Source organism: Rhodococcus yananensis (assembly GCF_020515525.1).
Taxonomy (GTDB): domain Bacteria; phylum Actinomycetota; class Actinomycetes; order Mycobacteriales; family Mycobacteriaceae; genus Rhodococcus; species Rhodococcus yananensis.
Map to the genome: position 1 here is coordinate 25,287 of NZ_JAIYEP010000008.1, position 12,673 is coordinate 37,959.

Below are 12,673 nucleotides of genomic sequence, written 5' to 3' on the forward strand. Positions count from 1 at the left end.
ATCCAGTCTAATGGGCTCGTCGCAGCCCGGTTCGAGGCGGGCATTCGCGACGAGACCGGGCCCTTTTCCCCTGTTCGGTGAGCGTCCCGGCTGGTTCCCTGGAGAGTGAGGGCCGACTCATCGAGAGCACCGGGAGCCGACGCATGTCCGAACGACCGCGGCGGGTCCGTCCGATCGCCGACACAGGACCTGCCGACGCACCGCTCGTCGGCGGGAAGTCCGCCAACCTCGGCGAACTGACACGCGCGGGATTCCCGGTGCCGCGCGGATTCGCGATCACCGTCGACGCGTACCTCGACACGATGGACGCGGCCGGGCTCCGGGAGCGCCTGCGGGCGGACACGGCGACCGACCGGGCCGACAACGATCTGGACCGCACCTCCGACGAGTTCACCGTCGCGGTGCGCGGCGCAGCGCTACCCGCCGATGTGCGCGCCGAGATCGTCGCGGCGTACGCCGAGCTCGGCGACGACGTGCCCGTCGCGGTGCGCTCGTCGGCCCCGGCCGAGGACGCCGCGGACACCTCGTACGCCGGGATCCACGAGTCGTACACCAATGTGCGCGGCGCCGACGCGGTCGTGCGGGCGGTGCAGGCGTGCTGGGCGTCGTTGTGGTCACCGCGGGCACGCACCTATCGGGCCGTGCAGGGCGTCGCCGACGAGCCGTCCATCGCGGTGGCGGTGCAGGTCATGGTGCCGTCCGATGCGTCCGGGGTGGCGTTCACCGCCGATCCTCGAACCGGCGACCGCTCCCGGGTGGTGGTGGAGGCGGCCCGCGGCCTCGGTGAGGTCGTGGTCGGTGGGCAGGTCGAACCCGACACCTACGTCGTGGTCAAGGACGGATTCGTCGTCGAACAGACCCACCTCGGCCGTCAGGAGTTCGCGATCGAATCGACGGGCACCGGCGAACACCGGGTCGAACTCGACGCGGCGGGCTCGGATCGGGTGCTCGACGATGCGCAGGTCACGCTGGTGGCACGTCTCGGGGTGGCGGTCGAGGAACACTACGGGCAGCCTCAGGACCTCGAGTTCGCGTTCGCGGACGGCGCCCTGTGGGTGGTGCAGACCCGCCCGATCACCACCCTCGACGACCGCTCGCGACCCAGCGCGGTCGCCACCGATGCCGACGTCGCCGATGCGCTGCTGACCGGGCTCGGCGCCAGCCCCGGCCGCGCGAGCGGAGCGGTCCGTGTGCTGCACGACCCCGCCGACGGTGCCCGGTTGACCGCGGGCGAGATCCTCGTCGCGCCGATGACCCGACCCGACTGGCTGCCGATCCTGCGGCGCGCCGCGGCCATCGTCACCGATGGTGGTGGTATCACCTGTCATGCCGCGATCGTGGGACGCGAACTCGGCAAACCCGTGGTGGTGGGTGCCCGCACCGCCACCACCGCACTGCACGACGGGCAACAGATCACGGTGGACGGCGATTCCGGCGCGGTGCTCGCCGGGATCATCGCGACCACCTCACCGACCGCGGTCGCGGTCACTCCAGCGCCGCAGGGGGGCGCTCCGGTGACCGCGACCGCGGTGTACGTCAATCTGGCGACACCCGATGCCGCCGCGTCGGTCGCCGCCGGCGACGTCGACGGCGTCGGTCTGCTCCGCGCGGAGTTCATGATCACCGACGCGCTCGCGGGTGAGCACCCCGCCCGGATGATCGCGCAGGGACGCCGCGAGGAGTACGTCCGTGCGATGGCGGCGGGTCTCACCACGATCGCCGCGGCGTTCGCCCCGCGACCGGTGGTGTACCGGGCCGTCGATCTGCGCAGCAACGAGTTCGCCGATCTCGTCGGCGGAGAGGACGAACCCGACGAGGAGAACCCGATGATCGGGTACCGCGGGTGCTTCCGCTACGTGCGCGATCCGGCGTTGTTCGCACTGGATCTCGATGTGCTGCACCGGGTCCGGGGCCGACACCCGAACGTGCATCTGATGATCCCGTTCGTGCGCACGCGGTGGGAACTCGCCGCGTGTCTGGCGCAACTCGACGCGCACCCGCTCGGCGCGGACCGCTCGATGCTGCGGTGGATCATGGCCGAGGTGCCGTCGGTGGTGTACTGGCTGCCCGAGTACGCGAGGCTCGGGGTGGACGGGGTGTCGATCGGCAGCAACGACCTGACCCAGCTGATCCTCGGTGTTGATCGGGACTCCGAGGTGTGCCGCGACCTGTTCGACACCCTCGATCCGGCGGTGCTCGACGCGATCGACCGGATCATCGACCGGGCTTCGGCCGCGGGACTGACGACGTCACTGTGCGGGCAGGCCGTGTCGACGAGTCCCGAACTCGCCGAACACCTCGTGCGCCGGGGCATCACGTCGGTGTCGGTGACCCCCGACGCGGCGGCACTCACCCGACGCACCGTTGCGCGCGCCGAGCAGCGCATCGTGCTGGACCGGGCCCGCGCGGAACGCTGAGGGTGGCCCGCCCGCGGCGCTTCGGCCGCCGGAGGTCCACAGCGGTCCCGCGGTCGGGGGTCACACCGTCGAACGTGTCCGCACGCCCACTGCGGGCGCGCGGCGGACCCACTGCGGGCGTGTCGGGCGGCGTCGCCCGGTGTCACAGCTCTCGGGCGAGCGCGTCGAACCGGTCGATGTCCTCCCGCTTGCACACGTGGCTGCCGGCGGTGAGCAACGCCGCTGTGGCGCTGGCGATGCCCAGCGCAAGCGCATCCCGCAACGAGCGTTCCTGCAGCAGACCCACCACGAGCCCGGCCACCATGCTGTCGCCCGCCCCGACCGCGCTGCGCACCTCCACGTCCAGCGCCGGCACCGTCACGGCCTCGTCCGCGGTGACCATGATCGCGCCGTCGCCGCCGAGGGACACCACCACGATCTCGGTGATCCCTCGTGTCACGAGTTCACGTGCGGCGGCGATGCGCTCGGGGGCACCCGGCAGGTCCCGTCCGACCCATTCGCACAGCTCGTCCAGGGACGGCTTGACCAGGTGCACCCCCGAATCGATGGACGCGAGGGCATCACCGGACGAGTCGAGCACGAAACGCGCGCCCACATCCGCGGCGGCACGGGCGATGCGCCGCACGAACGTGCCCGGGACCCCCGGTGGGAAGCTACCGCTCGCGACCACGAACTTCGCGTCGCTCGCCGCCTTCACCAGCGCGTCGAGGCAGCGTTCCTGCTCCGCGGCGGTCAACACCGGTCCCGGTGTGAGGAACCGGTATTCGAGCCCCGACGTGGAGTCGATCGCGGTGAAACATTCGCGGGTGTCGTCGGCGATCGTCACGATGCACTCCTCGACGTCGTCGTCGTCGAGCAGACCGCTCATCTGTTCCCCTCGCACACCCCCGGCCGGATACACTGCCGCCGCCGACGCCCCGAGCACACGGGCGACCTTCGCGACGTTCACTCCCCCGCCGCCGGCGTCGTAGAACGGTTCGGTGCACCGCAGTTTCTTCGTGGGCACGATCGCGTCGGCGAAGGTCGTGACATCCAACGCCGGGTTCATGGTCAACGTGACGATGTCGGGCATGACCGAAACCCTATGGGGCACCGGTCGGCGCGTCGACCGATTCCGCCGCAACCCGCTGGGACCGGGGGGCGTGGAGCACGCGGCCGCATCGCACTCTCGGTGACCGACCCGCACGATCCGCGGGGAGCCCCCTTCACGCCCGCGATCGCCGCATCAGCCACACGAAGTACGGCGCCCCGATCAGCGCGATCATCAGTCCCGCCGGGATCTGTGACGGCGCGATGACGGTGCGGCCCACCGTGTCCGCGACGCCGAGCAGGATCCCGCCGAGCAGCATCGACACCGGGATGATCCGCCGGTGCTGCGCCCCGACGATCGCCCGCGCCAGATGCGGCGCAATCAACCCGACGAACCCGACGACCCCGACCGCGACGGCGAGCACGACCGCGACGGGGACGGCATCCGGGAAAGTGCGGCCGTAGGTGGTGCCCGACAACCAGGTGAAGATCCGCGGTGTCTTCCACGGGTCGATGCTGAGCAGCAAAAACGTGGTGATCGCCGTGATGCTGTACCCGCACCCGATACCGACCAGGACGAACCGTTCGGAAAGGAATCCACCGCGCCACGACAACAGTGCGATCACGGCGAACGTCGCGAGGCCGGCCAGGATCGCCATCACGATGAGCATCGGTCGGGAACCGTCGAGCACGGTGACGACCGCGGCCGCACCCAGCCCCGCACCGGCCGTGATCCCGAGGATCCCCGGTTCCGCCAGCGGATTCCGGACCGTCCCCTGTACCAGACATCCCGCCAGGGCGAGCGCCGCACCGGCGAGCACTGCCGCTGCGATACGCGGGGCCCGTTCGCCGAGTGCACGCGAGACCAGCGGCGGCGCACCGCCCTGGAGCCACAGTCCGAGATCACCGAAACGCAGCAGCAGCGTCCCCGAGAGCAGTCCCGCCACGACGACTCCGCCGAGCAGAACGACACAGCCGACGGTGACGACGACGAACCGACGATGCGACCGCAGTCGGGTCGGTGCGCGATCCACCGCTCGGCCGGAACCGGTGTCGCGCATGCGCAGTGCGAGCGCCACGATCATCACCCCGCCGAGCACCGCCGTCGGGACGCCGGTGGGGATCGACGCCGCGCCTCGCGCGCCGAGGACGGCGCGCAACAGCGCATCGGCGAACAGGATCAGGAATGCGCCGAGCAGCCCGGATGCGGGTAGCCGGAAGACATGTCGGCGCAGCGACCGGACCCGGCCGGCGAGAAGCCACACCAGTACCGGCGCGCCCAGACCGACGAAGGCGATGGGTCCCGCCAGAGTGACCGACACCGCTGTGAGCACGACCGCGCACACCACCGCGACCACGTACGTGGACCGGACGGGAACTCCGAGCGACGAGGCCGCGTCGGCGCCCAGCACCAACACGTCGAGTCGGCGTGACAACGACAACACGGTGAGCAACACCACCGCGATCAGCGGCGCGGCACGGACGCTCGCATCGATGCTCAGTTGCGCGAGGGAGCCGTTGCCCCATGCGTACAGACCGGTGTGTTCTCGTCGAACAGGATCAGCAACGCACCGGTGGCCGCATCCAGCGCCATGGCCATCGCCGAACCGGCAAGGATCAGGCGAGCGGCGCCGGTGCTCGCGCCCCTACCCGAGATCACGAGCACCACCGCCGCCGCGAACAGACCACCGACGAACGCGAGAGCGCTCGACGCCCACGACGACAGGGTCACCCCGAGGGCAGCGGCCGCGGTCAGTGCGAAGTAGGCCCCCGATGTCACGGCCAGGGTATCCGGGGACGCAAGAGTGTTGCGGGAGATCGACTGCAGTAGCGCGCCGGCGACCCCGAGTGCGATGCCGACCGCCGCACCGGCGCAGAGCCGGGGCAGTCGGGAGTCGGCGAAGATGTCACCGACCGACACCGCCCCGACGACGGAGCGCTCACCGCCCACCAGGTGGCGCAGCAAGTCCATCGCGCCGACACCCGAGGTGCCCTGGGTCAGATGCCACAGGCCCACCGCGACCACGGCGGCGAGCAGACCCGCCAACACGAGGACGCCACCGAGCACATGATGCATCGGTTCCGGCCGTCCGGGGCCGACCCCGTGCGGGGTGGTCGTCGTGTGCGCAGAATCGGTGCGATCCTCGGCGACGACCGGTGACGGCGACGTCATTCGCCGGTCAGGGCGTCCGCATACGCGTCGATCGCTTGCTGGGTCGAACGCGGTCCACCCGCACCCCAGATCAGCGGGAACTCGTAGGCGCGTCCCTCCTTCACCGCGGGCAGCGACCGCCAGATGTCGCTCTTCTCCAGTTCGGAGACGTAGCCGCCCTCGTCGTCGTGGGAGTAGAACAGGGTGGCGTCCCCGACGCCGACGAGCCCTTCGATGTCGGTCTGCGCGAGACCGTAGTCGGCGTACAGGCCGCCGGTGCCGTAGGACTCGTCGACCGAGGTGTCCCAGACGGGGTTCAGCCCGAGCTCCATACCGAGTTCCGCGAACAGCGACCCGTCGATGTAGGGGCGGAGCGTCAAGTTGCCGCCCTCCACCCAGCCGTCGAAGAAGAGGAAGTCACGGGTCGGCAGATCGACGGCAGCCACATCCTGTTTACGTTGTGCGAGGTGCGCATCGAACTCGTCGAGGACCTGCCGGGCACGTTCGGTGCGGCCGGTTGCCTCGGCGATCATCGAGAAGACACTCTTGACGTTGCCGATCGGGTCGGCGGGATCGTTGCCGAGCGCGGCGAGCACCGGGACGTCGTACTGTTCGAGTTGCCCGATGATCTCGTCGTCGGCGTTGAAGGCCTCGACGACGATCAGATCGGGATCGGCTGCGAACAGCGCATCGAAGTCGGGTTCTTCGCGGCTGCCGATGTCGACCACACCGGCGGGAAGCGTCTCGGCGCTGACCCAGGTGCTGTATCCCTCGGGATCGGCGACCGCCACGGGCGTGACGCACAACGTCAGCGCGTCCTCGACCTCCTGCCATTCCAGGACGGCGATGCGCTCGGCCGGCCCGTCGAGCTCGACGGTACGTCCGACTCCGTCGACGAGCGAAACCGGATCGGTCGACGTCGCGGTGGTGTCGGCGGCACAACTCTCCGAGACGGGTGCGTCGGCGACGGTGGCGGGTCCGTCGACCTCCGTGGTGCCGCAGGCACCGAGGGTGAGCGCACAGGCCAGGGTGGCGCCGCCGACCGCGGCCGTGCGTCGGAAGGACTTCATCTTCGGTGTTTCCTCTGTTCATGTCGGGGACAAGGGACAAGATGATGCTGCGGAGCGCGCGGGCTCTGCGTCCGCAGTACGTGGGAGGTGCCGTGATACGGCGGGATCAGGTAGTGCGGACGGCCGGTCCGCGGTGTCGGCTCACCGGATCGATCCGCAGGCGCCCGGATTCCGGGTCGATGCTGGTCTCGACTCGGATCTCGTACACCTCACTGAGATTCTCGTCGGTGAGGACCTCCGACGGCGGCCCCACCGCACGGACCCGCCCGCGCTGCAGGAGGATCAGTGTGTCGGCGATCAGGGCCGCATGGTGCAGATCGTGCAGGACGATACCGACAGCGACACCCCGCTGGTCGACGAGATCGCGTACCAGATCGAGGGTTTCGATCTGGTAGCGCAGGTCGAGGTGATTGGTCGGTTCGTCCAGCAACAGCACTCCGGCCTCCTGGGCGAGACACGTGGCGAGCCAGACGCGTTGCAGTTCCCCGCCGGACAGTTCGCCGGCGGCGCGGTCCGCGACGCGATGCACGCCGGTCACCCGCATGGCGTCGTCGATCGCGCGTCGATCCGCGGGCGACAGGCCGCCGAACACACGTCGGTACGGATGCCGTCCGAACGCCACGATCTCGCCGACGGACAGACCTTCCGGTGACTGCCGCGATTGGGTGAACAACGTCACCTCGCGGGCGAACTCACGACCGTCCACGAGCGAGACCGATCGAGGCCCCGCACCGTCACCGGTGTCGAGCAGCACCTGACCGGCGTCGATGCCGTGCAGGCGGGCGAGCGCCCGAAGCAGCGTCGACTTGCCGCTGCCGTTGGGCCCCACCAGTGCGGTCACCCGTCCTGCCTCGAGGGTGATCGACGCATCGTCGACGACGATCGATTTCCCGTGGCGCAGAACGAGTTCCTCGCCGATCAGCCTCACCGGCACATCCATGGGACTCGTTTTCACTTAGGTGATCCTAAGCAAATGCCACCTCGTCCGTAATCCGGAATCTACGCCATGCGATCAGGTGTTTCGGACAGTCGACGCCGCGGATGACTCGACGAACGCACCGGGGGTCGTCCCCATCACACGTTTGAACGCGTCGATGAATGTGCTCGGATGCGCGTAGCCGAGCACCTCCGCCACGTCTCGCACCTCGTGGCCCTCCGCCAGCAGCGTCAATGCCCGATGGATACGCGCCGTCCGGCGCCACTGCGAGAACGACAACCCGGTCGCCGACCGGAACGCGCGCGTGATGGTGCGGGTACTCGTGCGGAGCTCACGAGCCCAGTCGTCCAGGGAACGCTCGTCCCCCGGATCGCCGAGAAGCGCCTCCGCGATCGGATCGATCTTCTCGTCGTGCGGCAACTGCACCGCGAACTGGTGCTCCGACGGATCCAGCACGTCGAAGACCACGGCCTCCGCCCTCGCACGCTCGTCGGGTCCCAGATCCGCCCGCGCCAGGTGGATCAGCAACGACTCCAGCACCGGGGTCATCGTGACGACCGACGGTCCCGCGAACGCCCGAGGGACACGTTCGGGCGCGAAGAACGCGTCGTACAGCCGGATGTTCGCCGTGAGCCGCCCCGCGTGGACCTCCCCGGCCGGTACCCACAGCCCGTATCCCTCCGCGACGGTGAAGACCCGGTCCCCGACCCGGGCGGTCATCGTTCCGCCCCGCACCCACACGAGTTCGTGCGCCGGATGCACGTGCGGATCCCACTCCGTCGACGGAACCAACACGTGCGCTTCCGCCGCGATCACGAACGGAAGCGTCACGTCCTCGGGCAACGTCACGGTGCGACCGGTCACCGAACCCGGCTCCCTGCTCCACGCACCCAGCACCGAACCCGGTACAGCACCAGCGATCATGGGGGAAGTGTAGGCAGGGTTCGACGGTCCGAGCCGCGACTACCCGGCCGGTTTGCGGAGCGCGGCCATGAACATCGCGTCGGTGCCGTGCCGGTGCGGCCACAACTGCACGCCGGGTCCGGAGCCGAGCTCGGGCACTCCCGGTACGAGCTCACGGGTGTCGAGTTGCTCGACACCGTGGCGACGCACCGCATCCGCGACGACCGCGACCGTCTCCGACACGTGCGGCGAACACGTCGAGTACAGCACGACGCCGCCGGGCCGGAGCAGCCCGATCGCGGAGGCCAGCAGCTGCTTCTGCAGACGCACCAGGTCTGCCACGTCGTCGGGTCGACGGCGCCACCGCGCCTCCGGGCGACGCCGCAGCGCACCGAGCCCGGTGCACGGCGCATCCACGAGGATGCGGTCGTAACCGGCGTCCAGCCCCGGATCGCGGCCGTCCGCCACGTGCACGGTCACCGGCAACCCCCGCGTGGTCTTGCGGACGAGGTCGGCGCGGTGTTCGGCGGGTTCGACAGCGTCGACCGCGAACCCGTCGAGGTCGGCGAGGGCTCCGAGCAGCGCCGCCTTGCCTCCCGGCCCGGCACACAGATCCAGCCAGCGGCCACGGTCCTCACCGAGCAGCGGTGCGAGCGTCAAGGCGCGGGCGACCAGCTGACTGCCTTCGTCCTGCACCGCGGCCATACCCTCGCGGACCGGTTCGAGACGGCCCGGATCACCGTGTTCGAGATGCACCGCGTACGGCGACCACGGACCGACCTCACCGCCGGTGACCAGGGCGAGTTCCTCCGCGGTGATGATGCCGGGGCGCGCGACCAGATGCACGATCGGGCGGGCGTCGTCCGCGGCGAGGACGCGGTCGAGCTCGCCGGCGTCGGGGCCGAGCGCGTGCGCGAACGCCTGCGCGATCCACACCGGATGCGCGTAGCGGAACGCCAGATGCCCCACCGCGTCGGTGTCCGCGGGCGGAGCCAGTCGCTCCACCCACTGCTCTTCGGTCTGCTCCCCCACCCGGCGCAGCACCGCATTGACGAATCCTGCTCGTCCCGAACCGAATTCACTGCGTACCAGATCTACGCTCGTGGCGACGGCGGCGTGCGGTGCGACCCGGGTCCGCAGCAGCTGGTACGCACCGAGTCGCAGCACGTCGAGCAGGGGACCGTCGATCTCGTCGACGGGCCGGGCCGCGGCGGAGGAGATGACTGCGTCCAGCAGGCCCCGCGCACGGGCCGCCCCGTAGGTCAGTTCCGTCGCCAGTGCCGCATCCCTGGCATCGAGGCGGCGTTCACGCAACAGGGTGGGCAGCACCAGGTTCGCGTACGCGTCGCGTTCCCGCACCGCCCGCAACACATCGCGTGCGACGACGCGGGCCGGGTCGACCGCCGACCGGGACGGTCGCGGAACGTGCCGGGGACGACCGCCGCGATCGCCCCGACCGCGACCACGCCTCCCGCCGCGGGCAGGTTCGCCGGATCGCCGTTCGGAGGATCGGCCGGATTCGTCGGTCACCGGGCACCCGCCTTCTCGTCGAGACGGGCACCGCGGGCCCAGTCGGTGGCGGCCATCGCCTTCTTCCCGGGTGGTTGCACGACGCCGAGTTGCACAGCGCTGCTTCCGGTCCCGATCAGGAGTGCCTTCTTGCGGACACCGATCTCCCCCGGCTCGAGGGCTTCCTCGGTCGCGGTGACGGGGCCGACCTTCACCCGCAGATCACCGATCATGGTCCAGGCTCCGGGCGCGGGGGTCACCGACCGGATGTGTCGGTCCACCACGTGCGCGGGTAGGGACCAGTCGATGCGCGCGGCATCGACGGTGATCTTCGGCGCGTACGACACCCCGTCGGCGGACTGCGGGACGGCATTCACGATGCCGTCCTCGAGAGCGTCGAGGGTCGAGGTGAGCAGGGTCGCGCCCGCCCCGGCGAGTCGGTCGAGGAGATCCCCCGCCGTGTCGGTGGGCCGCACCGTCTCGGTGACCACCCCGTACACCGGGCCGGTGTCCAGGCCCGACTCGAGCCGGAACGTGCTTGCTCCGGTGATCTCGTCGCCCGCGGCGATCGCCGCCTGGACCGGTGCCGCGCCCCGCCACGCGGGGAGCAACGAGAAATGCAGGTTGACCCATCCGTGCACCGGGATGTCGAGCACCGGTTGCGGAATCAGCGCACCGTACGCGACGACCGGGCAGCAGTCCGGGGCGAGTTCGGTCAGGCGCGCGACGAACTCGGGGTCGCGCGGCGACCGAGGCGTGAGCACCTCGATACCGTGCTCGTCGGCGACCCGCCCGACCTCCGAACGCACTGCTCTGCGGCCCCGCCCCGCGACCGTGTCGGGTCGGGTGACGACGGCGAGCACCTCGTGGCGGCCGGAGTCGATCAGCGTGCGCAACGACGGGACCGCGGGCGCGGGTGTACCCGCGAACACCACCCGCATATCAGGGCACCGCCGGTGCGGTGTGCGGGGCGGGCGCGGGTCGGGCCGAACGTGTCACGGATACTGCTCCCGGATCTCGAGGACGATGTCCCTCCAGTCTAGGAAGTCGCACGGTGGGCCGTGCAGGGCCGTCAGCCAGCGCATCCTCACGTAGCGTCCTCAACTGTTGCTCTGCAGGACGACCTCGGGAATCCCCGTGCCGAACGGCACCGCGACGCAGGTCCCCGGGGCGAAGCGCTCGGGGGCGAGCACGTGCCGGACCGTCTCGAGTGTGAACCGGTCGTAGACCATGTTGAAGTGACCGGTCATGTCCGCGGGGCAGAGATCCTGGATCACCAGGTTCGTCGCGCCGGGGCCGCGGAGCGCGATGTTGCTCGCCGGTTGGATCACCTCGTCCACAGCCGACCCGATCGTGGTGTACCGCACTCCCGGCACGGTGTCGACGGGGGTGTTGAGTTCTCCGAGCACGTCCGAGCCCTGCAGTTGCTGGACGAGCGCCTCCGACAGGACCGAACCCACCGCGTCGACGGCGCCGGGAATCGTCGCGGCGGCGCTTCCCAATCCGTAGAACGTGCCACCGTAGCTCGGGGATGCCAGCCCCACCCAGTGGTCGACGACGTGCGCTCCACCGAGTCGGTTGATGTACCAGCGGGTCACCGTCGCTCCCTGTGAGTACCCGATCACGTCGACCTCGGCCGCACCTGTCGCCGACCGCACCCGATCGACGAATCGGCCGAACTGTTCTGCGCTGACCCGGATGTCGCCCGTACCGTAGCCGTCCTCCCCCGGCGCGCGCCCGTAGTCGACCGCGAACACACACCAGCCGGAATCCGCGAGCAGGGGCGCCAGAGCCGCGAAGTCGGAGTAGCTGTCCGAATCCGTTCCGTGCGCGAGCACCAGGGGACGCGGATGTTCGGTGGTCGGCACACACGCGAAGTCGTTCGTGCCCGGTGGGGCCGAACCGGGATGGTTCTCGCTGTATTCGGAGGCCTCGGCGTGGGTGTGTGCCACCGGGCCCGGATCGGTCGGCACGAAGTCCACCGAACCACCGGCCGGATCGGCACTCGCCGTTCCCCCCACCAAGGCGATCGCGCTCGCGATCGCACCGAGTACGAACATCCGTGACACCCGTCGTCTTCCTCCCACAGCCCTCCCCTTCCCATCCGGTCACAACCCCGACCAGTCACCATTGTGGCCGAACCCGGGGCTGGTGTCCCCGCACGGAAAAAGTTCCGGTTCACCGCCCGGCGGGAGCACGGGGAACTCCCCGATACGATGGCGCCGTGACGACAGCGAACGTGATCACCGTCAGCGCCGTGGTCCTCCGAGACGATGCGGGGGCGGTGTTGACTGTCCGCAAACGCGGCACCGACCATTTCATGTTCCCGGGCGGCAAACCCGAACCCGGCGAGTCCCCCGCGCAGACCGCGGTCCGCGAATGCGCGGAGGAACTCGGTGCCGACCTCGACCTCGCCGAACTGCGTCCCGTCGGTGTGTTCCGCGCCGCCGCCGCGAACGAGGACGGTTTCGTCGTCGAGGCATCCGTGTTCGAGCACCCACCGGTAGCGGCGGTCGCGCCCGCCGCGGAGATCGACGAGGTGCGCTGGCTGGACACCGCCGCGGGCGCGGGATTCCCCCACGATCTCGCGCCGCTGTCCGTACTCGTGCTGTCCGGTGGAGAACCGCTCGGTCCCGTTCGCTGACCGGCGGGGCGG

11 protein-coding genes are annotated in these 12,673 nt (G+C 70.2%); 2 read left to right on the top strand and 9 right to left on the bottom strand.

The features are described from left to right. Positions 1-143 precede the first annotated feature (143 nt). A complete protein-coding gene (ppsA, locus tag LDQ05_RS03275) occupies positions 144-2,417 on the top strand; it encodes a phosphoenolpyruvate synthase (protein WP_226435472.1) in 2,274 nt (757 codons plus the stop codon). Positions 2,418-2,559: 142 nt separating this feature from the next. On the opposite strand, the gene LDQ05_RS03280 is transcribed toward ppsA, so the two are convergent. The 9 genes from LDQ05_RS03280 to LDQ05_RS03320 all read right to left on the bottom strand — a co-directional run bounded on the left by LDQ05_RS03280 (position 2,560) and on the right by LDQ05_RS03320 (position 12,077). Next, positions 2,560-3,489, bottom strand: coding sequence for a 1-phosphofructokinase family hexose kinase (locus LDQ05_RS03280; RefSeq protein ID WP_226435473.1), 930 nt, complete (start codon positions 3,487-3,489; stop codon positions 2,560-2,562). A 133-nt stretch (positions 3,490-3,622) separates the two neighbouring features. Beyond that, positions 3,623-4,981, bottom strand: a complete 1,359-nt coding sequence (locus LDQ05_RS03285) for an iron chelate uptake ABC transporter family permease subunit (protein ID WP_308013151.1) — start codon at positions 4,979-4,981, stop codon at positions 3,623-3,625. Continuing rightward, positions 4,945-5,619 carry an iron chelate uptake ABC transporter family permease subunit gene (locus LDQ05_RS19690; RefSeq protein WP_264184371.1) on the bottom strand — a complete coding sequence of 225 codons (675 nt, stop codon included), beginning with the start codon at positions 5,617-5,619 and terminating at the stop codon, positions 4,945-4,947. The genes LDQ05_RS03285 and LDQ05_RS19690 overlap by 37 nt, the downstream gene beginning before the upstream one ends. Continuing rightward, positions 5,616-6,668 (bottom strand): ABC transporter substrate-binding protein, encoded by a 1,053-nt coding sequence (locus tag LDQ05_RS03295; RefSeq protein ID WP_226435474.1) that lies wholly within the window; start codon positions 6,666-6,668, stop codon positions 5,616-5,618. The genes LDQ05_RS19690 and LDQ05_RS03295 overlap by 4 nt, the downstream gene beginning before the upstream one ends. Positions 6,669-6,774: 106 nt before the next feature. Beyond that, positions 6,775-7,623 carry an ABC transporter ATP-binding protein gene (locus LDQ05_RS03300; protein ID WP_226435475.1) on the bottom strand — a complete coding sequence of 283 codons (849 nt, stop codon included), beginning with the start codon at positions 7,621-7,623 and terminating at the stop codon, positions 6,775-6,777. Between the two features lie 57 nt (positions 7,624-7,680). Further along, positions 7,681-8,529 (bottom strand): helix-turn-helix domain-containing protein, encoded by an 849-nt coding sequence (locus LDQ05_RS03305; RefSeq protein WP_226435476.1) that lies wholly within the window; start codon positions 8,527-8,529, stop codon positions 7,681-7,683. 39 nt (positions 8,530-8,568) lie between these two features. Further along, a complete protein-coding gene (locus LDQ05_RS03310) occupies positions 8,569-10,038 on the bottom strand; it encodes an RsmB/NOP family class I SAM-dependent RNA methyltransferase (RefSeq protein WP_226435477.1) in 1,470 nt (489 codons plus the stop codon). Further along, positions 10,035-10,958, bottom strand: coding sequence for a methionyl-tRNA formyltransferase (gene fmt / locus LDQ05_RS03315; protein ID WP_226435478.1), 924 nt, complete (start codon positions 10,956-10,958; stop codon positions 10,035-10,037). The genes LDQ05_RS03310 and fmt overlap by 4 nt, the downstream gene beginning before the upstream one ends. 159 nt (positions 10,959-11,117) lie before the next feature. After that, positions 11,118-12,077: an esterase/lipase family protein gene (locus LDQ05_RS03320; RefSeq protein ID WP_226435534.1), complete on the bottom strand. Its 960-nt coding sequence runs from the start codon at positions 12,075-12,077 to the stop codon at positions 11,118-11,120. Between the two features lie 164 nt (positions 12,078-12,241). Here LDQ05_RS03320 and LDQ05_RS03325 point away from each other — a divergent pair, with 164 nt between their 5' ends. Continuing rightward, positions 12,242-12,661 carry an NUDIX hydrolase gene (locus tag LDQ05_RS03325; protein ID WP_226435479.1) on the top strand — a complete coding sequence of 140 codons (420 nt, stop codon included), beginning with the start codon at positions 12,242-12,244 and terminating at the stop codon, positions 12,659-12,661. The last annotated feature ends 12 nt before the right edge of the window (positions 12,662-12,673 follow it).